Origin of the sequence: Rhodoplanes sp. Z2-YC6860, from assembly GCF_001579845.1 — a bacterium.
In the GTDB taxonomy this organism is placed as follows: Bacteria; Pseudomonadota; Alphaproteobacteria; order Rhizobiales; family Xanthobacteraceae; genus Z2-YC6860.
The window spans coordinates 2,502,377-2,527,292 of sequence record NZ_CP007440.1; the positions used below are offsets into that span (position 1 = coordinate 2,502,377).

28 protein-coding genes and 1 riboswitch are annotated in these 24,916 nt (G+C 65.3%); of the genes, 11 read left to right on the top strand and 17 right to left on the bottom strand.

All coding sequences use genetic code 11. The annotated features are described in order from the left end of the window. Nucleotides 1-79: 79 nt before the first annotated feature. Nucleotides 80-901 (top strand): pentapeptide repeat-containing protein, encoded by an 822-nt coding sequence (locus RHPLAN_RS39310; protein WP_198164858.1) that lies wholly within the window; start codon nucleotides 80-82, stop codon nucleotides 899-901. Here the strand turns inward: RHPLAN_RS39310 and pqqA are convergent. The 3 genes from pqqA to RHPLAN_RS11735 are packed head-to-tail and all read right to left on the bottom strand — an operon-like array spanning nucleotide 880 to nucleotide 2,839. Beyond that, a complete protein-coding gene (gene pqqA, locus RHPLAN_RS38340; RefSeq protein WP_084246512.1) occupies nucleotides 880-957 on the bottom strand; it encodes a pyrroloquinoline quinone precursor peptide PqqA in 78 nt (25 codons plus the stop codon). The genes RHPLAN_RS39310 and pqqA overlap by 22 nt on opposite strands. A 47-nt stretch (nucleotides 958-1,004) precedes the next feature. Further along, the gene (locus RHPLAN_RS11730; RefSeq protein ID WP_198164860.1) at nucleotides 1,005-1,961 is read right to left on the bottom strand and encodes a Bug family tripartite tricarboxylate transporter substrate binding protein; all 957 of its coding nucleotides are present in this window, start codon (nucleotides 1,959-1,961) and stop codon (nucleotides 1,005-1,007) included. 29 nt (nucleotides 1,962-1,990) lie between these two features. After that, nucleotides 1,991-2,839, bottom strand: a complete 849-nt coding sequence (locus RHPLAN_RS11735; RefSeq protein WP_198164862.1) for an alpha/beta fold hydrolase — start codon at nucleotides 2,837-2,839, stop codon at nucleotides 1,991-1,993. Nucleotides 2,840-2,969: 130 nt separating this feature from the next. Here RHPLAN_RS11735 and RHPLAN_RS11740 point away from each other — a divergent pair, with 130 nt between their 5' ends. From RHPLAN_RS11740 to RHPLAN_RS11750, 3 genes are read left to right on the top strand one after another with little or no spacing between them, the layout of a single operon-like run. Then, nucleotides 2,970-4,157, top strand: a complete 1,188-nt coding sequence (locus RHPLAN_RS11740) for a CaiB/BaiF CoA transferase family protein (RefSeq protein ID WP_068031056.1) — start codon at nucleotides 2,970-2,972, stop codon at nucleotides 4,155-4,157. Then, nucleotides 4,157-4,759 carry a carboxymuconolactone decarboxylase family protein gene (locus RHPLAN_RS11745; RefSeq protein ID WP_068017692.1) on the top strand — a complete coding sequence of 201 codons (603 nt, stop codon included), beginning with the start codon at nucleotides 4,157-4,159 and terminating at the stop codon, nucleotides 4,757-4,759. Before RHPLAN_RS11740 ends, RHPLAN_RS11745 begins: the two co-directional genes overlap by 1 nt. Next, nucleotides 4,759-5,532 (top strand): enoyl-CoA hydratase/isomerase family protein, encoded by a 774-nt coding sequence (locus RHPLAN_RS11750; RefSeq protein WP_068017694.1) that lies wholly within the window; start codon nucleotides 4,759-4,761, stop codon nucleotides 5,530-5,532. The genes RHPLAN_RS11745 and RHPLAN_RS11750 overlap by 1 nt, the downstream gene beginning before the upstream one ends. A gap of 157 nt (nucleotides 5,533-5,689) precedes the next feature. Here the strand turns inward: RHPLAN_RS11750 and RHPLAN_RS11755 are convergent, their stop codons facing one another. Continuing rightward, nucleotides 5,690-6,655 carry a Bug family tripartite tricarboxylate transporter substrate binding protein gene (locus tag RHPLAN_RS11755; protein ID WP_068017699.1) on the bottom strand — a complete coding sequence of 322 codons (966 nt, stop codon included), beginning with the start codon at nucleotides 6,653-6,655 and terminating at the stop codon, nucleotides 5,690-5,692. A 116-nt stretch (nucleotides 6,656-6,771) separates the two neighbouring features. Between RHPLAN_RS11755 and RHPLAN_RS11760 the strand changes: the two genes are divergently transcribed. After that, the gene (locus RHPLAN_RS11760) at nucleotides 6,772-7,800 is read left to right on the top strand and encodes a uroporphyrinogen decarboxylase family protein (RefSeq protein ID WP_068017702.1); all 1,029 of its coding nucleotides are present in this window, start codon (nucleotides 6,772-6,774) and stop codon (nucleotides 7,798-7,800) included. 10 nt (nucleotides 7,801-7,810) lie between these two features. Here RHPLAN_RS11760 and RHPLAN_RS11765 read toward each other — a convergent pair whose 3' ends face one another. Further along, nucleotides 7,811-8,563 carry a GntR family transcriptional regulator gene (locus RHPLAN_RS11765; RefSeq protein WP_198164864.1) on the bottom strand — a complete coding sequence of 251 codons (753 nt, stop codon included), beginning with the start codon at nucleotides 8,561-8,563 and terminating at the stop codon, nucleotides 7,811-7,813. Beyond that, nucleotides 8,553-9,518, bottom strand: coding sequence for a 2-hydroxyacid dehydrogenase (locus RHPLAN_RS11770; RefSeq protein ID WP_068017705.1), 966 nt, complete (start codon nucleotides 9,516-9,518; stop codon nucleotides 8,553-8,555). Before RHPLAN_RS11770 ends, RHPLAN_RS11765 begins: the two co-directional genes overlap by 11 nt. A gap of 110 nt (nucleotides 9,519-9,628) precedes the next feature. Between RHPLAN_RS11770 and RHPLAN_RS11775 the strand changes: the two genes are divergently transcribed. The 3 genes from RHPLAN_RS11775 (at nucleotide 9,629) to RHPLAN_RS11785 (ending at nucleotide 12,342) form a co-directional block, all read left to right on the top strand. Beyond that, nucleotides 9,629-10,498: a fumarate hydratase gene (locus RHPLAN_RS11775; RefSeq protein ID WP_084244747.1), complete on the top strand. Its 870-nt coding sequence runs from the start codon at nucleotides 9,629-9,631 to the stop codon at nucleotides 10,496-10,498. Beyond that, complete coding sequence (locus tag RHPLAN_RS11780; protein ID WP_068017708.1) at nucleotides 10,495-11,139, top strand: fumarate hydratase C-terminal domain-containing protein; 645 nt, start codon at nucleotides 10,495-10,497, stop codon at nucleotides 11,137-11,139. The genes RHPLAN_RS11775 and RHPLAN_RS11780 overlap by 4 nt, the downstream gene beginning before the upstream one ends. Nucleotides 11,140-11,409: 270 nt before the next feature. Beyond that, on the top strand, nucleotides 11,410-12,342 hold the full coding sequence (locus tag RHPLAN_RS11785) for an IS110 family RNA-guided transposase (RefSeq protein ID WP_068013030.1): 933 nt from the start codon (nucleotides 11,410-11,412) through the stop codon (nucleotides 12,340-12,342). Nucleotides 12,343-12,424: 82 nt separating this feature from the next. Here the strand turns inward: RHPLAN_RS11785 and RHPLAN_RS11790 are convergent, their stop codons facing one another. Beyond that, nucleotides 12,425-13,042 carry a glutathione S-transferase family protein gene (locus RHPLAN_RS11790; protein ID WP_210180576.1) on the bottom strand — a complete coding sequence of 206 codons (618 nt, stop codon included), beginning with the start codon at nucleotides 13,040-13,042 and terminating at the stop codon, nucleotides 12,425-12,427. Between the two features lie 30 nt (nucleotides 13,043-13,072). Then, nucleotides 13,073-13,714: a flavin reductase family protein gene (locus tag RHPLAN_RS11795; RefSeq protein ID WP_068017711.1), complete on the bottom strand. Its 642-nt coding sequence runs from the start codon at nucleotides 13,712-13,714 to the stop codon at nucleotides 13,073-13,075. Between the two features lie 196 nt (nucleotides 13,715-13,910). Between RHPLAN_RS11795 and RHPLAN_RS11800 the strand changes: the two genes are divergently transcribed. Beyond that, nucleotides 13,911-14,879 (top strand): Bug family tripartite tricarboxylate transporter substrate binding protein, encoded by a 969-nt coding sequence (locus tag RHPLAN_RS11800; RefSeq protein ID WP_157100233.1) that lies wholly within the window; start codon nucleotides 13,911-13,913, stop codon nucleotides 14,877-14,879. 13 nt (nucleotides 14,880-14,892) lie between these two features. Here the strand turns inward: RHPLAN_RS11800 and RHPLAN_RS11805 are convergent, their stop codons facing one another. Next, a complete protein-coding gene (locus RHPLAN_RS11805; RefSeq protein WP_068017717.1) occupies nucleotides 14,893-15,771 on the bottom strand; it encodes an MBL fold metallo-hydrolase in 879 nt (292 codons plus the stop codon). 147 nt (nucleotides 15,772-15,918) lie between these two features. On the opposite strand from RHPLAN_RS11805, the gene RHPLAN_RS11810 reads away from it, so the two are divergent. Together RHPLAN_RS11810 and RHPLAN_RS11815 are read left to right on the top strand one after the other, a co-directional pair. Then, the gene (locus RHPLAN_RS11810; protein ID WP_068017721.1) at nucleotides 15,919-16,302 is read left to right on the top strand and encodes a Zn-ribbon domain-containing OB-fold protein; all 384 of its coding nucleotides are present in this window, start codon (nucleotides 15,919-15,921) and stop codon (nucleotides 16,300-16,302) included. Beyond that, a complete protein-coding gene (locus RHPLAN_RS11815; protein WP_068017723.1) occupies nucleotides 16,302-17,456 on the top strand; it encodes a thiolase family protein in 1,155 nt (384 codons plus the stop codon). The genes RHPLAN_RS11810 and RHPLAN_RS11815 overlap by 1 nt, the downstream gene beginning before the upstream one ends. A 206-nt stretch (nucleotides 17,457-17,662) precedes the next feature. On the opposite strand, the gene RHPLAN_RS11820 is transcribed toward RHPLAN_RS11815, so the two are convergent. From RHPLAN_RS11820 to RHPLAN_RS11850, 8 genes are all read right to left on the bottom strand, one after another. Continuing rightward, entirely contained in the window at nucleotides 17,663-18,448 is a 786-nt protein-coding gene (locus RHPLAN_RS11820; protein WP_068017726.1) for an alpha/beta fold hydrolase, read from the bottom strand. A 4-nt stretch (nucleotides 18,449-18,452) separates the two neighbouring features. After that, nucleotides 18,453-19,142 carry a 3-oxoacid CoA-transferase subunit B gene (locus tag RHPLAN_RS11825; protein WP_068017729.1) on the bottom strand — a complete coding sequence of 230 codons (690 nt, stop codon included), beginning with the start codon at nucleotides 19,140-19,142 and terminating at the stop codon, nucleotides 18,453-18,455. Then, a complete protein-coding gene (locus RHPLAN_RS11830) occupies nucleotides 19,139-19,804 on the bottom strand; it encodes a CoA transferase subunit A (RefSeq protein ID WP_198165068.1) in 666 nt (221 codons plus the stop codon). Before RHPLAN_RS11830 ends, RHPLAN_RS11825 begins: the two co-directional genes overlap by 4 nt. A gap of 71 nt (nucleotides 19,805-19,875) precedes the next feature. Next, complete coding sequence (locus tag RHPLAN_RS11835) at nucleotides 19,876-20,508, bottom strand: thiamine phosphate synthase (RefSeq protein WP_068017740.1); 633 nt, start codon at nucleotides 20,506-20,508, stop codon at nucleotides 19,876-19,878. Next, a complete protein-coding gene (locus RHPLAN_RS11840; protein ID WP_068017744.1) occupies nucleotides 20,505-21,278 on the bottom strand; it encodes a thiazole synthase in 774 nt (257 codons plus the stop codon). The genes RHPLAN_RS11835 and RHPLAN_RS11840 overlap by 4 nt, the downstream gene beginning before the upstream one ends. Before the next feature lies 1 nt (nucleotide 21,279). Then, nucleotides 21,280-21,492 carry a sulfur carrier protein ThiS gene (gene thiS / locus RHPLAN_RS11845; RefSeq protein WP_068017747.1) on the bottom strand — a complete coding sequence of 71 codons (213 nt, stop codon included), beginning with the start codon at nucleotides 21,490-21,492 and terminating at the stop codon, nucleotides 21,280-21,282. Further along, the gene (gene thiO, locus RHPLAN_RS38345) at nucleotides 21,489-22,742 is read right to left on the bottom strand and encodes a glycine oxidase ThiO (RefSeq protein ID WP_084246514.1); all 1,254 of its coding nucleotides are present in this window, start codon (nucleotides 22,740-22,742) and stop codon (nucleotides 21,489-21,491) included. Before thiO ends, thiS begins: the two co-directional genes overlap by 4 nt. A gap of 48 nt (nucleotides 22,743-22,790) precedes the next feature. Beyond that, nucleotides 22,791-22,924, bottom strand: a riboswitch (TPP riboswitch). A 163-nt stretch (nucleotides 22,925-23,087) separates the two neighbouring features. Then, entirely contained in the window at nucleotides 23,088-24,851 is a 1,764-nt protein-coding gene (locus RHPLAN_RS11850; RefSeq protein ID WP_068017753.1) for an ABC transporter ATP-binding protein, read from the bottom strand. Nucleotides 24,852-24,916: the final 65 nt, after the last annotated feature.

Below are 24,916 nucleotides of genomic sequence, written 5' to 3' on the forward strand. Positions count from 1 at the left end.
TCCGGACTATGCTCCGAGTTCATTCGTTGGCGCGATGATCGGCCGGACGTGCATCGGACACAAGTGGAAGCTTTCGCGCATGCGTGAGGTTCTGAGGGGGCTGCTGACTGCGGCGGCGCTGGTCTGGCCGGCAAATGTTGCGATGTCGGCTGACGATGTCGAAACCTTCCTCAGCGGAACCGTAAAGGCCTGCGTCGAATGCGATCTGTCCGGCCGCGATCTCCACGAGCAAGACCTCAAGCGAAGCAAGCTTGATCGTGCGAAGCTCCATGGCGCCGACCTTTCCAACGCGAGCCTGTTCCGGGCGTCGCTCGTACGTGCCGATCTGTCGGGCGCGAAGCTGCCAGGCGCGAATCTGAATCTGGTCGATGCAAAGTGGGCCGATCTCACCAAGGCGGTGCTCGCCGGCACGCTGCTTTACGAGGCTGACCTGTCGGGCGCGAATCTGAGCGACGCCGATCTGCGCGGCGCCTACCTGGGCCGCTCCAAGCTGAACCAGGCCAATCTCACCGGCGCCAATCTCCGCTCGGCGGACCTCCGTGCGGCCCGGCTCGCGGGCGCGACGCTGACCGGCGCCGATCTCCGCGGCGCGCGCCTCGACAAGCAGAATCTCCGAGGCATGGACCTTCAGGGCATCAATTTCGCGATGGCCGACATGGTCGAAACGGATTTCACGGGCGCCGACCTTCGCGGCGCGACGCTCGCCGGCGTCAATCTGTTCGGTGCCAATTTTCACGGAGCCGATCTGCGCGGCGCCAATCTCGAAGGCGCCAATCTCACCAATGCGATCCTGAGCGAGGCGCAGACCGAGGGCGCAAAATTTGAGGCGGCCATCATGCCCGATGGCCGCCGCTCAGAACCTGAAAAACAGCAGAAAAATCAGAATTCGGCCGGGAGATAGCCGTTGATCTCGAGGCCGACGCAGATTTCGACGAGAGTAGGGGTGGTCCAGGTCATGTCGTTTCCTCCGTGAATAGCAGCCGCATATTAGCACAACGCCGCGTTTATTCAATTTTGATCGTGGCCGCCTGGATGACGGCTTTCCATTTCTCGGTCTCGCCGCGTAGAAATTCGACCACCACGTCCGGCGATCCGCCGGTGGGCACCGCCCCAAGTTTTTCGATCTTCTCTTTCAGCACCGGCTCGGCAACCGCCTGATCGATCTCGCGATTGAGGCGGGCAACGATGTCTTTCGGCGTTCCGGCGGGCGCCAGCACCACGAGCCAACTCGCCATTTCGACGTCGGGAATGCCTGCCTCCACATTGTTGGGCACATCGGGCAATGCGGGCGCCCGGGCCTTGCCCGTCACGGCCAGCGCCTTCAGCGTGCCCGATGTGACGAAGCTCATCACGCCGGGTGCCGTATCGATCGTGAACTGGATGTTGCCGGCCATCAGGTCCTGCAGCATCGGCGCGCTGCCGCGATAGGGCACGTGCTGGGCCTTGAGCCCGGTTTTCATCGCGAGCAGAGTGCCGCCGAGGTGCCCGGTCGAGCCCAATCCTGCGCTGCCGAAGTTCGCGCCGTCCGGCCGTGCCTTCATCTTCGTCAGAAAATCCGAGGTCGTGGTCACGCCAAGTGTGGGGCTGACCACCAGAACGCTGGGCACCGATGCGATATAGGCGACCGGCGCGAACGCGGTCGCCGTGTCGAACGGCATGCGGCTGTACATGAACTGGTTCATCACCGCCTGGCCCGGCGTGGCCATCAGTATCGTGTAACCGTCGGCAGGCGCTTTCGCGACGAGCGCCGCGCCGGTGTTGCCGCCGGCGCCGGCGACGTTCTCGATAACGACAGGCTTGCCGATCCGAGCCGCGAGGCGCTCGCCGACCAGGCGCGCGGCAACATCGGTGGTGCCGCCGGCCGCATAGCCCACAACCATGCGAATGGGCTGGTCGGGCCAGGCCTGTGCATTGGACATTGCCGCGACGAAGAACGCGCCCGCGAGCGCAATCAATCGCATGGTATTTCCTCCCGGCGCCGCTCGCATCATCACTGCGGCAGCGTTTTGATCCATTGCACGAGTGCGTCGACCACGGCCTTCGGCTGCTCGGGGATCAGCGCGTGGCTCGCGTTCGGAATCACCGCGATCGTCACGCGCTGGCCGAACTCGTCCTTCATCTCGTTGCGCTTCGATTCCGGCTTGAACGGATCGTTCGCGGCCTGAAGTTCCAGCAACGGCGCGGTGCCGCCGGCCCACCAGTCGCTCTGCTTGACCGCCGCGACGGCGGCCCGCTGGCTGTCGCGGATGTCCGGATGCCAGCCCTTGAGCCAGACCGTCGCGTCGTGGCCCGGCGCGAAGAACGCAAAGCGCAGCGCTTCCAGACGCTTCTCGTCGGGCAACGACAGATTGCCCGCGTTGGTCACGGCGGTGGACAGTTCCGGCGGATATTGTTTCGAGGCCGCGGCCGCGATCACCACGCCGCGCACGAGACCCGGATAGTCCGTGGCGGTCATCCGCGCCACCCAGTTGCCGTAGGCGTGTCCGACGATCACCGCCTTGCCGCCGCCATGCGCCTTCACGGTTTCGGCGATGTCGCGCGCAAAGTCATGCAGCGTGATGCCGGTCATCGGGCCTTTGCTGTTGCCGATGCCGCGCGGCTTTGGCCGCAGCACGCTGAAGCCTGCCGCCGCGAGTCCTTCGGCAACCTCGTCGTAATCGTCGGAGTCGCGCGCGAGCGAGGGCAGCAGCACGATTGCCGGACCGCGGCCGTCGATGACGACGTCGATCTGGACGTCGTTATAACGGACGACTTCACTGCGGCGTTCGCTGGCCATGGCGGTGCCCGAGATGCAGAGCGCGATGGCTGCCGCAAGCAATTTCATCGAGAAAACGGCCACGTTCGCCCCCGGATTGCGTGACATTGACCTATAGGTCAGCATTATGACATATCGCGTGTCAACAAGGGCCGCGTCGCCCGCGAAAGCGGCGCCGTCATTCGCCTCGAAAATCGCAAACAGGCAGGATCAGATGGCCGGTCCGTTGTCGCATGTGCGCGTGCTCGATCTCAGCCGCATCATGGCCGGGCCGTGGGCCGGCCAGGTGCTGGCCGATCTTGGCGCCGACGTCATCAAGGTCGAGCGGCCCGGCGCGGGCGACGACACGCGAAGCTGGGGCCCGCCGTTTTTGTCCGATCCATCCGGCAAGCCCACCAAGGAGGCCGGCTATTATCTGTCGGTCAATCGCGGCAAGCGTTCCATCACGCTCGATCTCGACAAGCCCGAGGGGCAGGCGATCGTGCGCGCGATTGCGGCACGCTCCGACATCGTGCTGGAGAACTTCAAGGTCGGTACGCTCAAGCGCTTCGGGCTCGATTATGAGAGCCTGAAGGCTGTCAATCCGAAGATCATCTACTGCTCGATCACCGGCTTCGGTCAGACCGGGCCGAAGCGCGACGCCGCGGCTTACGACTTCATGATCCAGGCCATGGGCGGCCTGATGAGCGTGACCGGCGAGCGCGACGGCATGCCAGGCGCTGGGCCGCAGAAGGTCGGCGTGCCGATCGTCGATCTCATGACCGGCATGTACGCGGCGGTCGGCGTGCTTGCGGCGCTGGCGCGGCGCAACGAGACCGGGCAGGGCGACTACATCGATCTGGCGATGCTCGACGTGCAGTCGGCGTTTCTCGCCAACCAGGCGATGAACTGGCTGGTCTCGGGCAACACGCCGAAGCGCGGCGGCAACCGGCATCCCAATATCCAGCCGCAGGACGTGTTCCCCTGCGCCGACGGCTTCGTGGCGCTGGCGGTGGGGAATGACGGGCAGTTCGCCAAGCTCGCGGAGATTCTGGGACACGCCGAATGGTCGCGCGACGAGCGCTTCGCGACCAATCCGGCGCGTGTGCGCAACCACCCGGTGCTCGATCCGCTGTTGCGCGCCGAGTTCGCCAAGCGCTCGCGCGCCGAGCTTGCGGCCGCACTCGAAGCCGCCGGCGTGCCGTGCTCGCCGATCAACACGGTGCCTGAGGTGTTCGCGGAGCCGCAGCTTCAGCACCGCAAGATGCTGCGCGAACTGCCGCATCCCACGGGTGGCCGCGTGCCGCAGGTGGTGAGCCCGTTGAATTTCGCCAATGCGCAGCTCGCCTTCGATCGCGCGCCGCCGCTGCTCGGCCAGCACACCGATGAAGTCCTGCGTGAATTTGGCTTGGAGAAATCCTGATGGGGCGCCTGCATTTCCCTTCGGTCGAGGAGATGACCGCCGAACAGCGTGACGTCCACGACGAGATCGTGAACGGCGTGCGCGGCAAGCTGGTCGGGCCATTGCGCGCCGTGATCCATAGCCCGGACCTGGCGCGACGCTGGTCGCGGCTCGGCGAATATCTGCGCTTCTCGACGGTGCTGCCGAAGAAGCTCAATGAACTGGCCATCATTGTCACCGGCCGGCGCTGGAACAGCCAGATCGAGTTTCATATCCATTCCGAAGCCGCGAAGGCAGCAGGCATCGATCCGGCCTGCATCGAGGCCATTCGTCTGGCGCAGCCGCCGGCGTTCGCCGACGAAGCCGAGGCCGAGGTCTACGAGTTTGCGCGTCAGCTGCAACAGACCGGCACGGTCGAACCCTCGCTCTATGCCGCGGTGAAGGCGCGCCATGGCGAGCGCGGCGTGGTCGAGCTCACCGGCGTGATCGGTTACTACACGATGGTGTCGATGACGCTGAACGTCCATGAAATTCCGCTGCCGGATGGCGCGAAGCCCCCGCTCGCGCCGCCGCCCGGCGGCGGGCTGACGAACCTGCCGGCGTGCAAACCGAGGAGCGCGTAATGACCGGGACCTACGAGTGCTTCAAGGTTGAGGTGTCGGATTACGTCGCGACGGTGATGCTCGCGCGTCCGCCGGTGAACGCGCAGAATCGCAAGTTCCGCGAAGAGATCGTGACGATCTTCGATGAACTCAGCGATCGTTCGGACGTGCGCACCGTGGTTCTGACCGGCGAGGGCAAGACCTTCTCGGCCGGCGCCGACCTGAAGGAGCGGCCGACGCTCGGCGAAGCCGGCGCCTATCCGAAGCACAACCGCCTGGTGCGCGAGAGCTTCAACGCCGTGCTGGAATGCGAGAAGCCGGTGGTCTGCGCGATCAACGGCGCGGCGATCGGTGCGGGCTGCGTGCTGGCGCTCTGCTGCGACATCCTGATCGCGAGCGAGCAGGGCTATCTCGCGATGACCGAGGTCGATGTCGGGCTTGCCGGCGGCGTCAGCCACGTGCGGCGGTTCTTTCGCGAGTCCGACGCACGGCTGTTGATCTACACGGCACGCCGGATTCCCGGGCCGGAACTGTTGCGGATGAATGTTGTATCAGCCTGCGTGCCGGCCGATGCGCTTGCGCAAACCGCGCGCGGCATCGCGCTGGAAATCGCGTCGAAGAGCCCGATGGCGGTTCGCGCCGCGAAGCGCTCGTTCAATGTGACCGAGGATCTGCCGCTGCGTGACGCCTACCGCTTCGAGCAGTCGCAGACTGTTGCGCTCGCGTCGAGCGACGAGACCAAAGAGGCGCAACGCGCCTTCGCGGAGAAGCGGAAGCCAGTTTTTAAGAGTTGAGGCAACGGCGCTCTCGATCCGTCATCCTGAGGTGCCCGCTGAAAGCGGGCCTCGAAGGATGCGGCCCCGAAATCCCGGGCCGTCGCCCTTCGAGGCTCGCTTCGCTCGCACCTCAGGGTGACGGGGTAAGAGTTTTATTCGCTGCAACTATGCGAAGTTAATTTTCGCGCAACCCGGCCGCATCGATCAGCGGCAGCATGCGCTTGGCATCCTGCTGGACGTAAGCCGCGTATTCCTCCGGGCCCTTGTGGAACATCTCCACACCGGCCTTGGTGAGCTTGTCCTTCGTCTCCGGCGCTTTCATCACCTGCGCGATCACAGCCGCGAGCTTCTCCACGACCGGCCGCGGCGTGCCGGCTGGCGCCGAGATGCCGTACCAGGTGCTTAGGTCGAAGTCGGCGAAACCGAGTTCACCCATGGTGGCAAGCTGCGGCAGTGCTTCGGACCGAACCTCGTTGGCAACCGCCAGCGCGCGCAACGTCCCGGCCTGGATGTGCGGCAGGAGCGGCGGCAGGTTGAGGAAGCCGAGATCGATGCGGCCGGCGAGGAGATCGGTCGAAGCCGGCGCCGCGCCGCCATAGGGCACATGCACCAGCTTGAAGCCGCCGACCTGCTGAAACTTCAATCCGAGCAGTTGCGGCAGGCTGCCCTGGCCGACGGATGCAAAGTTCATCGCGCCGTTGGCGGCTTTCGCCGCCGCGATCAATTCCTGGACGGTCTTGTAGGGACGCTGCGCCGGCACCACGAGAACGTTGGGGACATTGCCCACCATCGCGATGAACACGAAATCCTTGATGCCGTCGAACTTCGCGCCCTTCGACAGCGCTGGCGCAATGATGTGCGACGGCGAGCCGCCGATGAACAGCGTGTAGCCGTCGGGCTGTGCGTGGGCCACATAGGCCGCGGCGAGCGCGGTGCCGGCGCCGACGCGATTTTCGACCACGACGGGCTGACCGAGCGCAGCGGCCATGCCTTCGGCGACGGTGCGCGCCAGAAGATCGGCGGGCCCGCCCGCGGCGTAGGGATTGACCAGCGTGATGTTGCGGGTGGGATAGGTCTGCGCCGTGACGTGTCCGGACAGTGCGATCCACACGAGCGCGGCGAGCGCTGCGATGCGCTTCATTTCGATTTCCTCCCATCCTCGCGCCTGCAGGCTTTCGCTTGCCCACGGTTTGACGACGCCATCAATTGAACAATAAGCTAGATGAGTGATCTTTTACAAACGGAGAGACCGAAAACGTGCTGTTCCCAACGACGCTGGTCGGAAGCTACCCGCAGCCGGACTGGCTGATCGATCGCAAGAAGCTCGCCGAGATCGTGCCGCCGCGCGCGCGGGCGCGCGAGCTGTGGCGCATGGATGGCGCGTTGCTCGATCAGGCGCAGGACGACGCGACAGTCCTCGCGGTGCGCGATCAGGAGCGCGCCGGCGTCGATGTCGTCACCGACGGCGAGATGCGGCGCGAGAGCTATTCCAATCGCTTTGCCACCGCGCTCGAGGGCATGGACAGCGACCATCCGGCGGAAATCCCGTCACGCACGGCAGGCCGTGTGCAGATCGTGCCGCGCGTCGTGGGCAAGCTGCGACGAAGTGCCCCGGTGCAGGTCCGCGACGTTGCGTTCCTGCGTGCGCAGACCGACCGGCAAATCCGGATCACCATACCGGGGCCATTCACGATGACGCAGCAGCTGTTCGACGAGCACTATCACGATGACAAGGCACTCGCGATGGACTGCGCGGCCGCGCTCAACGACGAGATCAAGGAGCTGTTCGCGGCCGGTGCCGATGTGGTGCAGCTCGACGAGCCGTTCCTGCAGGCGCAGCCCGAAAAGGCGCGGAGCTTCGCGATCCCGGCCATCAACCGGGCGCTGGAAGGCGCCAAGGGCAAGACCGCGGTGCATCTCTGCTTCGGTTATGCCGCGCGCGTGTCGACCAAGCCGTCGGGCTATTCGTTCCTGCCGGAGCTCAACGCCTGCAAGGCCGATCAGATCTCGATCGAGACGGCACAGCCCAAGCTCGACTGCGCGATTCTGGCGAAGCTGCCGGACAAGCACATCATCCTCGGCGTGCTCGATCTCGGCGACATGACCATCGAGACGCCGGAGACGGTCGCCGGCCGCGTCCGCCGCGCGCTGCCCTATGTGTCGCCAGACCGCGTGATCCTCGCGCCCGACTGCGGCATGAAATACCTGCCGCGTGACGTGGCGTTCGGCAAGCTCAAGGCGATGGCCGATGCGGCTGCAATTCTGCGCCGCGAGGTGTCGGGCTGAAGCGCTCTTTTCACTTCAGCTTCATGTCGATGCGGACCTGGTCGCCTCGGTAAAGGCCTTCGCCGATGAACACCAGGCTGCCGTTCTGGTCGACCACCGATCGGGTGACGCAGGCGATCGGCGCATTGAGCGGAATGTTCAGCGCCTGCGCGATCTCGACATCGGCGGTGCCGATGGTGAGGCTTTGCCGCGCGTCCTTGATCTTCACCCCAGGGATATCGGCAATCAGCCGCAGCGCGGTCTTGGTCTCGAACAGGGTACGCGTCATGCGCTTGCTCAGCCGTTCGTCGATGTAGAGCTCGGCCAGCAGGAACGGCACGCCGTCGCGGGTGTGGCGGCGCCGCAGCCGCCGGTAGGACGGCGCCAGCTTGCCGATCGGATGCGGAATTTGCCGTGGCTTCTGGCCGCGGTCGTCGGAGAGGACCTCGATGATCGCGCCGGCGCGCGACATCAGGAGGCCCGACCAGTCGGTCGCGACTTCGCACCAGAGCTGCTCCTTGGCGCGCTCCTTCACGAAGGTGCCCTTGGCGCGATAGCGCTCGATCAGGCCCTCGCTTTCGAGCTGGCCCAGAGCCTGACGGATGGTGGCCCGCGCCACGCCGCATTCGGCCGAAAGGTCCTCAACGGTCGGGATCTGCGCGCCGACGCCCCATTCACCGGCCTGGATGCGGCGGCGGAACAGGCTCGCGAGCTGGATGTAGCGCGCGACCGCGCTGCGGCTCAGATCGACTCGCGCCGGCTTGGCTGTGGCCTTAGCGGCCATGGGAACCTCCTGGGAGAGCGTCGGATGCTGCGTCGTGAAAGGGCTGTCCGGCGAGAAAACTGTCGAGATCGCGGGCGAGGCGGTTGAGCATCGCGGCGCGGGTCTCGAGGGTGATCGAAGCCGAGTGCGGCGAGAGCACCACGTTCTGCATTTCGAGGAACCGCGGATCGAAACCGGGCTCGCTGGCGAACACGTCGAGGGCCGCGCCGGCAATCGTGCCGTTCTGAAGCGCCGCGATCAGCGCGGGCTCCTCGACAACGAAGCCGCGCGACACGTTGATCAGGTATCCGTCGGGGCCGAGCTTCTGAAGGACTTCGGCGTTGACGAGATGCCGCGTTTCTTCGGTCGCAGTGCAGGACAGCACAAGGACGTCCGAGCGTTTCGCGAGCGCCAGCAAATCCGGCTCGAAGGCATAAGGCACGGCCGGATTCGGCTTCCGCCCGGTATAGACCACCGTCATGCCGACGCCTTGCGCGAATTTCGCGGCGCGCTGGCCGATGCGGCCAAGGCCGACGATGCCCATGGTCTTGCCCGCGACCCGGTGCGAGGCGGCGATGCGTTCCTTCTGCCAGCGCCCGCTGCGCATGAAGCGGTCGGCCTCGGCCACCCGGCGCATGATGCCATAGGTCATGGCGATGACGGCCTCGCCGACGTCGTCGGCGAGTTCATCGGGTGTGTTGCAGATCGCGACGTTGCGGGCGCGGGCGGCGGCGAGATCGATCTTGTCGAGGCCGGCGCCGTTACAGATCACGATCTTGAGGTCAGGAAGGGCGTCGAGCCGTTTGGCGTCGATGCCATGCATGCTGGTGGTCGCCGCGACCCGCACCCCAGGCACCGGGTCGGCCGGCCACGAGGCGGGCAACTCGGACATATCGCAGCGCTGCGCCACCAGCGAACGCAGATCCGGCGGAACCGTGGCGATGCACACCGCTTTCAGCCGTGCGGTTTCGGTCATGGAGCGTTCCGGTTGAACTTGTGGCGCAAACCCATATAGCTAGAATATTGATCTTTTACCACGGCCCTCTTGTTTTCGAGGGCCAAGAGCCTTTGCCGGAGCCAAGTCGCGTGGCCATCACCTACGATCAGGTCAAGTCGGTCGCATCGGAGCTTTACGGCTCCTGCCTGATGAAAATCCCCGAAGACACCAAGGGTGCGCTCCAGCGCGCCTACGACAAAGAGAGCAACGAGGGCGCCCGCAAGATCCTCGCGCTGATGCTGCGCAGCGCGATCGCGGCCGAGACCACGCGGAAGCACGTTTGCTCCGACGCTGGCGTGCCGGTGTACTTCGTCAAGATCGGTACCGAGGCGCGGCTCGAAGGGCCGATCAAGCAGGCGATCTCCGACGGCTTCGACCATCTGGTCGCCACGATCGATCCGCCGATCCTCAAGCACGTCACCAATCCGCTCACGCAGGAGCGCGGCTACAAGGGCAAGGACATGCCCTTGGTGAGCTACGACCTCATTGACGGGGCCGACTACGTCGAAATCCTGTGTTCGCCGAAAGCGCTCGGCTCGGGCCGCTGGGCGGCGCTGGAGATTTTCAGCTTTCCATCACTCGAGGTGATCGAGAAATACGTCATGGACTGCGTGCTGAAGGCGGGCTCGCAGCACTGTCCGCCGGTGGTGATCGGGGTGGGCATCGGCGGCACGTTCGATCACTGCGCCAAGCTCGCCAAGATGGCGACGCTGCGTCCCTATGGCGAATTGAATTCCGAGCCCAAGATCGCCGCGATGGAGCAGCGGCTGCTCGAAGCCGTCAATAAGACCGGCTTCGGTCCGATGGGCACTGGCGGCGACACCACGGCGCTGGCCGTCAACGTTGAATACTCCTCCGGTCACGGTTTCACGCCGGTCGCGGTGTGCTTCAACTGCTGGATCAACCGCCGCGCCGGCGCGCGCATCTACAACGACGGCCGCATCGAGAAATTCGAATGAGCACCTCCCTCGATCTCGACGGCGCCATCCGGCTCAAGCTGCCGATCAGCGAGGCTGACGTGCGCAAGCTCAAGGCCGGCGATTTCGTCCTGCTCGATGGCGACATCGTCATCACGGCGGGGCTGCCGACCCATCAGCGCATCCAGGACTATATCGATGCCGGCAAGCCTTTGCCGATGGATCTCACCGGCGGCACGCTGTTTCATCTCGGCAGTTACAGCCAGGAGAAGGATGGCGCGTTCGAGGTTCTCTACATGAACCCGACCACCAGCACGCGCTTCAATCCGTTCATGCCGGGTTTCATCCGCCGTTTCGGTCTCCGCATGGTTGGCGGCAAAGGCGGACTCGATTTGGAGTCGGCGAAGGCCATGAAGGACGTCGGCTGCGTCTATCTCTCGTTTCTCGGCGGTGGCTCGGCGCTGCATTCGGCTGCGATCAAAGCGGTGCGCCAGGTGGCCTGGGACGATCTCGTCGCGCACTATCGGCTGGTGAAGCTCAACGTCCAGGAACTCGGCCCATTGGTGGTCGGTATCGACAGCCACGGCAACAGCTCGTTCGAGCAATTGGGCCAGCAGGCGCGCGTGCGCATGCCGGAGATTCTGCGCGGCCTCGACGAGGCGCGGGCGAAAGCCATTGAATGACAGTTACCGTATCGGCGGTGTGCTCCCTCTCCCCAGCGGGGAGAGGGTCGGGGTGAGGGGGAACAGCTCTATCGATAAACCGTACCCCCTTGTAATTCTCATAGCCGCGACTCGTCTAAAGTTGTGGTCGCGGTGACGGGCGGGTGTCCGCAAACCCCGAGGTCTTGCAAGACCGTGGGTGAGCTTGGCGCCCCGCCCGCCGTTCCATCGAACCCGAACAGTCGCCTGGGCCGCAAGAAGCAAAGCTCGATTAGGCAAGGACGGGTCGCCATGGACATCATCGCTGTCGGTATCGACGTCTCGAAAGACCGCCTGGACGTGGCTGTGCGCCCCGGTGGGGAGCTGTTTGTGGTGACGCGCAATGCATCCGGCGTGGGTCGGTTGATCGAGCGGATGCGGGCCCTGGCGCCGGGGATTATTGCGTTGGAAGCCACCGGCGGCTTTGAAACGGTGGTGGCAGCCTCTTTGGCTGCCGCGGCGCTTCCTGTTGTCGTCGTCAACCCGGCCCAAATCCGAGCCTTTGCCAAGGCGCTCGGGCAGCGCGCTAAGACCGACCCGATCGATGCCGCTGTGATCGCCCACTTCGCGGAGGCGACGAAGCCGCAGCCGCGGCCCTTGGCAGACGAGGCAACGCAGCTTCTGGCCGATCTCGTCGCCCGCCGCCGGCAGATCATCGAGATGATCGGCGCGGAAAGCCAGCGCGAGAAGCGGATAGCCGTGTCGCGCCTGCGCAAAAGCATCCGCCGGGTCATCGGCATGCTGGAGAAGGAACTCGCCGAGCTCGATAGCGAGATCGACGACAGCGTGCGCGGCTCGCCGGCTTGGCGCGAGAAGGAGGATCTGCTCGCCTCCGTGCCAGGCATCGGCCCGATCATCTCGCGCACGCTCATTGCCGATCTGCCCGAACTCGGCACGCTCAGCCGCAAACAGATCGCTGCGCTCGCAGGGCTTGCCCCCTTCACCCGCCAGTCCGGCCAGTGGAAGGGGCGGAGCTTTATTGGCGGCGGTCGCAAATCCGTGCGCACCGCGTTGTTCATGGGCGCGATGGTCGCCATGCGGCACAACCCGGTCTTGAAGGCCTTCTTCAATCGCCTGACCAAGGCCGGCAAGCCGAAGATGGTCGCCATTATCGCAGTCGCCAGAAAACTGCTGACTATCCTCAACGCCATCGTGCGGGACAAACGACCATGGCAAATCGCTTGACACGCGAGACAGTCGCTCACCCGACGCGCTTCGCGCGTCGACCTCTCCCTATGGGAGAGGTGAAGAGGCTGCACCACCCGATTCAAGAATCGTCCACCGCTTCGGTGAGCTTGAACGACGGCCGAGCAGCGATCGCCTTGTGCCAGCTCGCGAGCTTTGGATGCTGCTGCCGCCAGGGATCGCCCTCGAAGCGGAAGTCGATGTAGGACAGCGCGACACCCACCGCGATGTGACCGACGGAATAGGGCATCCGCTCCAGCGTGGCAGCCTCAGCCTCCAGCGACTCCAGCGTTTTACCCCGCTTGATCCGATAGCTGTTGAGATGCGGCTCGGACTGCGCCGGCCGGGTCAGCTCGTTCCGCCACAGCAGCAGAAAATCCAGCATCCCGTCGCCGAGCGCCTGCCAGCGCAGCACCGTCAGCCGTTCGGGCATGGTGGCGGGAAACAGCTTTGGCCCGTCATGCAGGCTGTCGAAATACTCGCAGATCACCGGCGAGTCGTAGATCACCGTGCCGTCGGCCAGCACCAGCGTCGGCAGCTTGGACAGCGGATTGTCCTTCATCAGCGTTTCGTGCGGCTGGGTGGTCGCCGCCACCGTGCGGACGCAGTCGAGGCGGTCGGCAAGACCAAGCTCATGCGCGACGATCATGACCTTGCGCACGAACGGCGAGCGCGGCGACCAGTGGAGCTTCATGCGCATCGGAAACGTCCCGGCGTTGATGTTGCGAGGTCAGTGTTGTGGTTTGGGCGGCGAGGGCGGCGCGTCCGCGGGCCTTTCCGGGCGCTTGATCGTGAAGAAGTCCTCGACGACGCTGTAGTCCATATAGCCAAGGCGTGCGATCGGCTTCATCTTGCGCACGTCGATCTGGCCGTCGACAATCACGGCGTCGTCGACATGCACACCGACGACCTCGCCCACAATCATCGACGACGGATACTTGTTGCCGTCCGAGCCGGTCAGTTGCACCGTGGTGTTGTATTTGCATTCCAGTGCCACGGGGGTGCGGGCGACGCGGGGCGGCTTGACGTTGAGGCACGGCAGCATCTCGATGCCGACACGCGCAGGCTCGCTGATTTCCGCGCCGAACTCGGCCGACGAGGCGTTCATGACGTCGCGCAAGTCCCAGGTCGCCATGTTGACGACGAACTCTCCCGTCTCCTCGGCATTGATCTGGGAATGCTTGCGCGGATTACTGGAGAACAGCACCAAAGGCGGATGGGCCGACACCGCGTTGAAGAAGCTGTAGGGCGCCAAGTTCACCACGCCGGTCCTGCTGACGGTCGAGATCCAGCCGATCGGGCGCGGCACCACCAGCGCGGTCCAGGGATTGTGCGGCAGATTGTGGTCGTTGCGCCTTGGATCGTAGAACATCAAAATTCCTGTCACTGCCGGCGTAGTTCTAACGGTCCGGAGCGCGACTGAGTGTCCCGCCTGAACACCCAATAGCACAGATTATTAGTCTTTCGAGACCGAACCTGCTAGCCTTGGCGCAAGCAGGCTGCTTTGTAGAGTAGCCGCAGAATAAACGACACGGGCCGGCTGCGGACCGGCAAGGGAGGATGTCCTGATGTCCAGACTGGTGCGCCTGGTGGGCCTCGCTGTTCTGTTGCTGTGGCCGGCGATTTCGTTCGCGCAGGATTTTCCCAATCATCCGATCCGCTTCATCGTGCCGTTCCCGGCCGGCGGTCCCGCCGACGTCATCAGCCGCGTCGTGACCGAAAAGATGTCGAGCCTGCTCGGCCAGCCCGTGGTGATCGAGAACCGGGGAGGCGCCGGCGGCCTGGTCGGCATCAACTCCGTCGCAAAGTCGACGCCGGACGGCTACACGATCGCGATCGCGCCTTCGAGCCAGCTCGCGATGAACGTCACGCTGCGCGACGACATGCCGTTCCATCCGATGAAGGACCTAGCGCTGCTGACACAGATCGTCTCGGTGCCGGAAATCCTCGTGGTCAATCCGACCGTACCCGCCAAAACGCTTGCCGAGCTGGTGGCGCTTGCCAAGGCCCAGCCCGGCAAGTTGACATTCGCGTCGACCGGACCGGGTGGCATGCCGCACATGGCGACCGAGCTCCTGAAGCACACCGCAGGAATGGATATCGTGCACGCGCCTTACACCGGCGCTGCGCCCGCCGTGAACGATCTCCTGGGCGGCCATGTGCAGATGATGTTCGCCGATGTGCCGGTGCTGATGGGCTCGATCAAAGCCGGTACGCTGCGGGCGCTCGCGATCGGGAGCACGCAGCGGATCGCCATCCTGCCTGATATTCCGACCACGGCCGAGCTCGGCATGCCCAAGGTCGAGGCCGACAACTGGTATGGTCTCGTCGCGCCGGTCGCGACGCCGAAGCCGGTTCTGGACAAGATCTACGCCGCGGCGACCGAGGCGCTGCACTCGCCTGAGGTCAAGGACAAGCTCGCGGGGCAGGGCGTGATCGCGGTGGGCAACTCGACCGCCGACTTCCGGGCCTACGTGCAGCGGGAGATCGACCGCTGGGGCGAACTGATCAAGGCCACGGGCATCAAGATCAAGTGAGCCGACGCCTTCGTCAGAGCGTCTGCTCCCACGCCATCGGAATCACCCTGTAGCCGGAGCCGGCCTTCACAAGGTGGGCGAGGCCGGGAAAGTGCATGTGCATTCCGGTGAACAGGAGCTTATCGGTCGCGACCATGTCGAACACCTGGCGGCGTGAGTCGATGGCGAGCTCCTTGTCGATGTCGAAGTCGAGGCACACTTCCGGATGCGCGGTCTGGAGCTCCTGTACGTGAATGGTGTCGCCCCAGATCAGCAAGTGATCCTTGCCCGAACTGATCATGTACGTGGTGTGTCCCGGCGTGTGGCCGGGGCGCGGAATCGCGGTCACACCCGGAAACACCTCGCCGCTCTTGAACGGCTGCCAGCGGTCCTTGTAGGGCGCGAGCTGATCGCGGCCGGCCTGGAAGAACAGCCGCTTCTCGCGGTCGGTGCCCGCGGCCATCCTGGCGTCGTCGAACCAGTGCGCGATTTCGTTCTCGTGCATGACGAGCTCGGCATTGGGGAAGTTGCGCCGGCCGGACGTCATGTCGAACAGTGCGCCCGAATGGTCGGGATGCACGTGGGTCAGCAGAACGGTGTCGATGGCGGCCGGATCGACGCCGGCGGCTTTCAGATTGGCCAGAAGCTTGCCGGTGGTCGGCGTGAGGTAGCCGCCGCAACCGGTGTCGACCAAAGCCAGCCGGCCTGCCGAATAGATCAGGAAAGCGTTGACCGCCGTGCGTCGCGTCGGCCGGAAGTTCTCGGTGAGGATGCGCACGATCTCTTCGCGAGGCAGATTGCGCAGCATGTCGATCGAGGCGTCGAGGAAGCCGTCGCTGACAGCGGTGACGACGATGTCGCCCACCCGGCGATGAAAAAGACCGGGCACCTGCTGCTGCGGAACGTTGATCATGGGGCGATGTCTCGGCGTTGCGTGTCGCAAGTCGTAGCCCAAGAGACTAGCGAAAACAAACCGCCCAAAAGAACCATCATTGATCTGTCCAATGCGGCGCCGCTAAAGTGTGCCGATGCCGTCGTGAATTGAGGATGATCGATCGCCATGCCGGACCAACAGGCTTCGCCGCTGAACACCTATCTCGATCATCTCGGCAAGAACGAGCTGGCTTATCAATTCAGTCCCGAGGCTGGCCGCGCGGTGTTCTATCCTCGCGTGCTGTGCCCCTTCACCGGCAGCGACAAGCTCGAATGGCGCATCAGTAAGGGGCTGGGCACGGTCTATGCGACGACCGTGGTGCATCCGGCCGAAGGCAAGCCCTTCAACGTCGCGCTGATCGATTGCGACGAGGGCTTTCGCTTGATGAGCCGGGTGGAAGACACGCCACCCGAGCAGGTGCGTATCGGCCAGCGCGTGCGCTTCCGCGTGCACAATCCCGGCGGCGATGAACCGCCTTATCCGGTGTTCACGCTTGCGGAGGACGTGTGATGGCGGGGCTCACACGCGGCAGCGCCGCCATCGTCGGCGCGGCTGAGTCCGACCTCGGCCTGGTGGCTGACGGCATGTCAGTGTTCGATCTGATGGGGCAGGGCGTGCGGCGCGCGCTCGACGATTGCGGGCTGAGCCTGAAAGACGTCGACGGGTTGTTCTCGGCCACCACCCAGAGCCGCATGTCGGTGCTGGGCCTAGCCGAATATCTTGGTATCAACCCGCCGTTTCTCGGCTCGACGATGGTGGGCGGGTCGTCGTTCGAGTACCACGTGGCGCAGGCGGCGGGCGCGATCGAGTTGGGCCTCTGCAATGTCGTGGTGATCGCCTATGGCAGCACCCAGCGCAGCGTCGGACGCAAGCAGGCGTCGGTCCGCGAACCGAACCCCTACGAGACGCCGTTCAAGCCATTCCTGCCGGCGAGCGCCTATGCGCTCGCAGCGTCGCGGCACATGCATCAGTTCGGCACCACGCGCGAGCAACTCGCGGCGGTGGCGGTCGCGGCGCGCGAATGGGCGCAGCTCAATCCCAAGGCGTGGGAGAAGAAACCGCTGACGATCAGCGATGTGCTCAACGCCCGCATGGTGAGCTATCCGCTCACGGTGCGGGATTGCTGCCTGGTCACGGACGGCGGCGGCGCGATCATCATGACCTCGGCCGAGCGCGCAAAGTCGCTGAAGAAGAAACCGGTCTATGTGCTGGGCTGCGGCCAGTCGGTGACGCACGCCAACATCACCAGCATGCCGGATCTGACGGTGACCGGCGCGCTCACGTCGGGCAAGGCCGCCTATGACATGGCGAAGCTCGGGCCCGCGGATGTCGACGTCATCGAGCTCTATGACGCGTTCACGATCAACACCATTTTGTTCCTGGAAGATCTGGGCTTCTGCAAGAAAGGCGAGGGCGGCGCCTTCGTCAGCGGCGGCCGCATCGGGCCGAAGGGCAGCGTGCCGGTCAACACCAACGGCGGCGGGCTGTCCTACTGCCATCCCGGCATGTACGGGCTGTTGATCCTGATCGAAGCGGTGCGCCAGTTGCGCGGCGAGTGCGGCGCAAGGCAGGTGGCGGACAGCGAGGTCGCGCTGGTCAACGGCAACGGCGGCGTGCTGTCGTCGCAGGCGACCGTCATTCTTGGAACGCCGGCGACGGTGTAACCGCACGCAAGTCGCTTGAAGTTTGATCGGCGGTGCAACAACTCACCCTCCCCTGGAGGGGGAGGGTCGCGAGCGAAGCTCGCGGGGCGGGGTGATCTTCTTTGCCAAAAAAGTTCACCCCACCCCGCCCGCCTACGCTTCGCTCCGGCGGTCGACCCTCCCCCTCCAGGGGAGGGTGAGCACCGCGGATACCGCGGCAGGCGTGCCTACGCTCCGACCGCTTTCAGGAATTCGCCGATGGTTTGCGCGTACAACTCCGGCGTCTGCACCGGCGCGTAGTGCGCCGCCTGAAGCGTCAGGTAGCGTGCGCCTGGGATCGCCTTCGCCACCGGCTCGACCAGATGCGGCGGGCGGACGCGATCGAGCGCGCCGGCTGTCAGCAGGACCGGACAACGGATACGCGACAGCTCCGGCTGGAGGTCGGTCGCGATCAGCATCCGGTAGATGGCGCCGTAGCTGATGGGATCGCCGCCGAGCCAGCGGGCGCGAAAGCTTGCGAAGCGCTCGGCATCGGTGCGCAGCTCTGCGGGATAGCCGTTGTCGAGCGTGTCGATCACGGTTTGCAGGCCTTCGCGCTCCATCCTCTCGACGCGGGCCAGCAAGGCCACATGCTTGTCCGCCGCGACGCTGACCGCCGGGCTGCTCGCGACCACGGCTGCGACGCGTTCGGCGTGCCGCACCGCCGTATGCAGCGCGATGGCGCCGCCGACTGCGACACCGGCGAGCGCGGCTCGCTTGATGCCAAGCCGATCCATCAGCGCGACGAGATCGTCCGCCATGGTGTCGATGCTGAGCGGAGCACGGACTTTCTGCGACAGCCCAGCGCCGCGGGTGTCGTAGCGCAGGATTGTTCGCCCGTCTGAGAGCAGCGGCAGCACGAGGTCCCAGCTTTCCAGCGTGCCGCCCATCTCGTGGATCAGCACCAGCGTCGATGGGCCGCTGCCGGTCAGCTCGTAGCGCAGCGCCGTGCCATTGATCTCGATGAAGTCCATCGCGTCAGTCCGGCAAGGCGATGGCCGGCGTTGCGAGCGGCCGGCAGTCCGGCGCAAAGGTCAGCGGCGCGCCGGTGCGCGCCCGCAGGTCCGCTTCGCTCAGCCCGTCGAGCATCTCGCGCACCACGAAACCTTTCGGCGTCACGTCGATCACCGCCAGATCCGTGTAAACGCGCGTGACGCAGCGCACGGCCGTCAGGGGCAGCGTGCAGGTCTCAAGGAGACGCGGCGCGCCTTTGCGCGTCACATGCTCCATGACGATCCAGACCGAACCGGCGCAGGCCGCGAGGTCCATGCCGCCGCCGACCAGCGGGCCCCGATTGGGAATACGCATGTCCCAGTTGGCGAGATCGCCATTGGCCGCCACCTCGAAGGCGCCGAGCACCGCCACGTCGATATGACCGCCGCGGATCATCGCGAACGACCAGGACGAGTCGACGAACGACGCGCCAGGCCGCAGCGTGACACGCCTGCTTCCGGCGTCGACCAGATCGGTGTCGATCTTGTCGGGCGGCGCGACCGGCCCGACGCCGACCACGCCGTTCTCGGACTGAATGAACACGTCGACGCCAGGCTTCAGATAGTCGCCGACCGCAACCGGCATGCCGAGGCCGAGATTGACCAGCATGCCGGTTTCGACGTCCTGCGCGGTGCGCCAGGCGATCTGCAAACGGTTGAGCGGCTGCACGGTCATGACGCCACCGCCACGACGCGATCGATGTAGACGCCCGGCAGCCGCACCTGATCGTGCGGCATCGGCTCGTCCAAGACGGCGCGGACCTCGGCGATCGCGAGCCTGGCGGCGGTCGCCATCACCGGCCCGAAATTCATCTGCGCGTAGCGAAATGACAGATTGCCGTAGCAGTCGGCGGCGTCGGCGCGGATCAGCGCCACGTCGCCGGTGAGCGCATGCTCCAGCACGTAGTCGCGATCCTTGAAGTTCCGCACCTCTTTACCCTTGGCGAGCTCCGTGCCGAAACCGACCGGCGTGTAGAAAGCTGGAATGCCCGCGCCACCCGCACGGATACGCTCGGTGAAGGTTCCCTGCGGCACGCATTCGAGCTCGATCTTGCCCTCCGTCCATTGCCGTTCGAAGGGCGAGGGGTCCTTGCTATGCCCTCGTGCGGCCGTGCAGATCACCTTGCGCACGAGGCCTGCCTCGATCAGCTCGTGGGTCAGCGAATAGCGGTGCGTCGCCGAGTTCACCACCAGCGTCAGGTCTTTCGGGCCGCGATCGCGCAGCGCCCGGATCAGCACATTGGGAAAGCCCGCACCGCCAAAACCCGAAATGAGGACGGTCGCGCCATCGGAGACATCGGCGAGAGCTTCGGCCGCAGTGGCGGCGCGCTTGTCGATCGGCATTGCGGTCCGGCTCGTCCGTTTTTGCTCGGACTGCATACTCCAGCGTGGGCAAGCCTTACGTCAAGTCAGCTGCCGACGTGCTCTGTGCAGAGCGCGGCGAGCAACGCCTCAATTGAGCGCCGCGGATTTTCCGATCGCATGACGCCGCCCATGACGGCGACGCCGGATGCGCCGGCTGCTCGCACGGCCGCGGCGTTGTGGGCGTCGATCCCTCCGAGCGCCATGATCGCGATACCGCTCCGCGCAGCCTGTTCGATCGCGCTGGCGCCGAGCGCCGGGCCGTAGCCGGGCTTGCTCGCCGTCTCATGGATCGGGCTGAGCGTCACGTAGTCCGCGCCCGCGTGTTTCGCATTCGCTGCATCTGCCACGCTGTGGGCGGAGAGCCCGATCAGTGCCGACGAGCCGAGCGCCTGCCTTGCGCGGGCGATATCGGCGATCTCGCGCACATGCACCGCGCCGGTGCCCACGTCCGCCGCGAGGTCGATATCCGCACCGATCGACAGGCAGCCGCCGGCGCGACGCACGATTTCGCCCAACTGGAAAGCCAGCGCTTTCCGCTCCGCAGGCGCGAGGTCACGGTCGCGCAACCAGAACCATCGCGCGCCGCCAGCGATGGCGTCGCGCACGATGTCCTCCAGGGAGCGCCGCGCCAAATGTCGATCGGTCACCACCAGCAGTGGCGAGGGCAGCGCCGTCACGAGCCGACCAACCCCAATTGTGGACTCGACGGCTCGGCGCGGGCTCGGCGCGGAATGCGCCCAGCTTGATACGCCAGCCGGCCGGCTTCCACCGCATGCCGCATCGAGCGCGCCATCAGCACGGGATTGTCGGATTTTGCGACCGCGGTGTTGAGCAGCACCGCCGAAGCGCCGAGCTCCATCGCGATGGTTGCATCCGACGCCGTGCCGATGCCGGCATCGACGATCACCGGCACGTTCGACCTTCTGCAGATCAATTCGAGATTGGCCGGGTTTGCCACGCCCATGCCGGAGCCGATCAGCGAGCCCATCGGCATGACGGCCGCGGCGCCTGCGTCGGCCAACCGCTGGCATACCACCGGGTCGTCGGTGCAATAGGGCAACACGACGAATCCCGCATCGACCAGCTGCCTTGTCGCCTCCAGCAATTCGGCGACATCGGGATAGAGCGTCTCACGATCGCCGATCACCTCGACCTTGATCCAGTTGGTGTCGAGCGCCTCGCGCGCGAGCTCTGCGGTCAGCACCGCATCGCGCGCGGTCTCGCAGCCCGCGGTGTTCAGCAGGAAGCGATAGCCTTTCAGCAGATTGATGGTGTCGGAGCCGCGCCGGTCGAGCGAAATCCGCCGGATCGACATGGTGACGACCTCGGCCCCACTCGCCACGACCGCATCGGCCATGATGCGCTGGTTGGGGTAGCCCGCGGTGCCGAGAAACAGCCGCGAGCCGAGCGACACGCCCGCGATGATCAGTGGATCGGCTTGGTTCATGTCAGCCTCCTTGCATGGCGCGCACGATCTCGACGCGATCGCCGTCGGTGATCGTGGTGTGCTGCCATTGGTCCTTGCGAATGAGCGCGCCGTTGAGCGCGATGGCGTAGCCCTTGGGGCTCTCGAGATCGAGGTGCTCGGTTTCCGCGCGCCACAGCTCGGCCAGATTGCCCGACATGGTCTCGCGCTGTTCGCCGTTGACGGTCAGGATCATCGCCGTGCTCCCGCGATTTGCGCCATCGTTGTGCTGTCTCTTTGAAAGCGCGCGAGGCCGAACTGACTGGCCGCGCCGGAGGTGGCGGCGTCCATGATCAACTGCTCGATCGCTGTCGCTGTGACCGGTGCGAGCAGGATGCCGTTGCGGTGATGGCCGGTGGCAAGCAGCAGCCCCGGAATGCCGCTTTCGCCGATGATCGGCGCATCGTCGTCGGTGGTCGGCCGGAAGCCCGACCACACGGCTTCGATTTCCATCTCCTCGCTTGACGGCAGTGCGCGATGCACGCCTTCGAGCAACGCCAGAACGCCGCCGGCGGTGATCGCCGGATTGAAGCCAGCGTCTTCCATGGTCGAGCCGACGATCAATTGTCCGTCGCCCTTCGGTGCGAGATGGATCTGCTCAGTCCAGATCACGTGGCGCGGCGCGCCGGTCTGCCGGTTCGTGCGCAGCGCCAGCGCCTGGCCCTTGAGCGGCCGCATCGGGATGTCGAGCGTCGGCGGCAGGACGCCGTCATTGCTCCACGCGCCGGTGGCGGCAATCACGGTGCGTGCCCGGCAGAGTCTGGTCGGTGTGAGAACGCCGCTGACGCGCCCGCCGGTCATGTCGAGCGACGTCACGGGATGTCCTTGAATGAGAAACCCGCCGCGTCGAACGAAGGCGGACGCGAGCGCGGGCACCACGCGTCGTGGATCGACCTGATGATCGTCAGGGCAGGAAATGCCGGCGGCGACAGACGCGCGCAGGCCCGGTTCGATGCGCCGCACCTCCATGCCGTTGAGCCAGCTTGTGTTGAGGCCGGCGCGCCGCTGCTGTTCGTGATGAAATCTGAGCCGCTCGACCTCGTCACGGCCGAGGGCGACCACCAGCGTGCCTTCGTCGCGATAATCGATCGTGGCATTGGCGTCGGCTTCGAGCGACGTGCGGAAGTCCAGCCATTGCCGCTGGCTGTCCAGGGTCAGCGCCAGCAGCTCCTCGCCACCGGGCTCGTGTTCGGCAGCGGCGGCCAGCATTCCCGTTGCAGCGTAACTCGTGCCGCTTCCGGCCTCGGCGCGGTCGAACACCGCAACCGAAAGCCCGCGGCCGGCAAGCCGCCAAGCGATGGACAAGCCGATCACGCCGGCGCCGATCACCGCCACATCGGCTTGCGCGGGGGGCGTGGGTGCGGCGCCCGCGTTATCGGGGCGCAACTCCGCCGGTGGCTTCAGCCGTTCGCCGGGTGCGACCGTCCGGTCGGTGTATAAGGTCATCGTCGTCTCCGCAGCTTCCGACGGAGAGCTTGGAGTTTCGATGACCGGGAGGCGCTCGAAATCCAATCCCTACGCCGGTATGAACCGGATCAGGTTCGAAGGATTTCCGCGCTAAACCTGCGGCGATGCCGCGGGTCCCAGCGGTTTCTCAGCCCCTTGTCGGGGATCTCCCTGGAATAGTCGGAATGTGGAGCACGAACGTGCCGACGTCAACCCGCGGCTAGGGTCTGATTCAATTTCGTTGAATCAGACCCGTCGCTTCTTCTCTTGTTTGGGCATGATCTTGTCCGAAAACCGCTTCACACTTTTCGGGATCATGCCCTAGGCTGCTTTCGGGATCATGCCCTAGGCTGCTGCCGTCTGCTTCAGCCGGCCAAGTTCCGTGCGGATCAGGCGGCGATAGGGCCCGTCACGCCGCAACAGATGGTCGGGCGCGCCGTCCTCCATCACGCGTCCGTTTTCGAGCAGCACGATGCGGTCGAAGCCGCGCACGGTCGAAAGCCGGTGCGCGATCGCAATCACGGTGCGGCCCTGCATCAGGCGGCCGAGAGACTCACGGATCGCCTCTTCGGATTCGGAATCGAGCGCGGAGGTCGCCTCGTCGAGCAGCAGCAACGGCGCGTCGCGCAGGAATGCGCGCGCGATCGCGATGCGCTGTCGCTGACCGCCCGACAGCTTGAGGCCGCGGCTGCCAACGATGGTGTCGAAGCCCATCGGGAGGTCGTTGATGAACTCACAGCGCGCGGCGAGCGCCGCAGCAAGAACCATGTCGTCGCTTGCATCGGGACGTCCGTAGCGGATGTTCTCCATCACGCTGCGCTGGAACAGCGACACGTCCTGCGGCACGATCGCAATCGACTCGCGAAGGCTGTCCTGGGTGATGTGGGCAATGTCCTGACCGTCGATCAGGATGCGCCCGCCCTGGACCGCGTAGAACCTCTGCATCAGCGTGAATAGCGACGACTTGCCGGCGCCCGACTGGCCGATCAGGCCAACGCGCTGGCCGGGCTCGACCTCGAGATTGAAGTTGTTGAACACGCCGTGGCCGTCCGGATAACGGAACGAGACCCGTTCGAAGGTGAGCTTGGCGCCGGCCGGCACCAGCGGTTTGGCTTCGGGATGATCGGTCATCTCGTGGGGCACGAGCAACGTCGGCAGCGCCTCGGCGAGCCGCGCCATGTGCTGCGTGGCATCGACCAGCGCCACCGCAAGATCGCGCGTCGCGTGCAGGATGGTGAGCCCCAGCGTGCAGGCCAGGATGACGTCGCCGGTGGTCGCCTGGCCGCGCTGCCACAGCGCGATCGCCCAGGCGAGCAGCCCGATGGTCAGAAGGATCGTGAAGCTGGCGTGGATCAGGCGCAGCTTCTCCAGGTAACGGAGGCTGCGCTGGCGTGCTGTCAGTTCGAGGTCGACCACGCCATCGAAGCGCCGATGCTCGCGCCGCCGTCCGCCGAAGGCGCGGACCAGCGACACGTTGCTGATGACGTCGACCATCTCGCCGTCGATGGCGGCGGCCTTGTCGGCAAATTCGTGATGCAGCGGTTGGCCGGCTGCCGCCAGGCGGAACATGAACAACACCATGATGCCGGACAACAGCGACAAGCCGAGCGCCATCGGCACGCTCACAGTCGCGACCAAGGCGATGGCCGCAGCCGTTGCGACGCAGGGCGGCAGCACGTTCCAGATGAACAAATTCTCCAGCGTAAAAATGGCGTTTGAAGCAGCCGTGATGCGGCTCGACAGCGTTCCTGGTCCGCGCTCTGCGAAATAGGACAGCGAATGGCCGGTGAGGTGGCGGAACAGGTCGCGCCGCAAATCGCCTGTCACAGACACGAAAGTGGAACTGCTGACCCAGCCTGCGATGCGCCACAAAAGATTGTCGGCGGTAATTAGCGACACCAGCAGAGCGAACGCGGTCCAGACGCCAAGCGCTTGCGGTGCGCTCGACAACGCGTCGACCAGACTTTTCACGCCGTATTGAGTGCCAGTGGCGCATGCGACCGCCGCCAGGATCGCCGCGACGATGACGATGTGAGACGTTTTTCGTCGCCGCACATACGACAGAATGAAGGCGAAAGGGCGGTCTGCGTGGCGCTGTGGTTCATCCATGAATGACTGATCTCGCGACTGACGAAAGCTGTTGGATTCAGAGACGGGTTTGATCACTCGATGTT